This window comes from Brachyspira catarrhinii, assembly GCF_005518285.1.
Lineage (GTDB): Bacteria > Spirochaetota > Brachyspiria > Brachyspirales > Brachyspiraceae > Brachyspira > Brachyspira catarrhinii.
Window position 1 is genome coordinate 1 of record NZ_SJDU01000752.1, and the last position, 532, is coordinate 532.

The following is a 532-nucleotide window of genomic DNA, read 5'->3' on the forward strand; positions in this document are numbered from 1 at the left end:
GGCATCCCGTAGGCGAAAACGATATTTTAATCGAAATCCTTTACGCTGGAATTTGTCATAGCGATATTCACTCTATAAACGGAGAACATGGCGAAGGAAATTATCCTCTCGTTGCTGGGCATGAAATAGCGGGAAGAGTAGTTCAAGTGGGAAGCGCGGTGACAAAATTCAAAGTAGGCGATTATGCGGGAGTGGGTTGCATGGTTAATTCTTGCGGAGAATGTATAAACTGCCTTAATAATCAAGAACAATTTTGTTTGAATATGGCGGTATATACTTACGATTCCGTTGATAGATTTCATGATAACGAAATTACGCAAGGCGGATATTCGGACAATATAGTCGTTTCGGAAAAATTTGCGATTTCGATTCCGTCAAACGCTCAAATTGAAAAAGTAGCTCCGTTGCTTTGCGCGGGAGTGACGACATATTCGCCTATTCAAGTAATGAAAATAAAGAAAGGAGATAAAGTAGGCATTGCAGGATACGGCGGACTCGGACATATGGCTGTTCAATACGCGGTTAAACTTGG

General features: G+C 41.5%; 1 protein-coding gene. It reads left to right on the top strand.

Annotated features, from left to right (window positions below; genetic code table 11):
* A partial coding sequence (locus tag EZH24_RS13335; RefSeq protein ID WP_153227244.1) for an alcohol dehydrogenase catalytic domain-containing protein occupies positions 1 to 532 on the top strand: 532 nt, incomplete at both ends.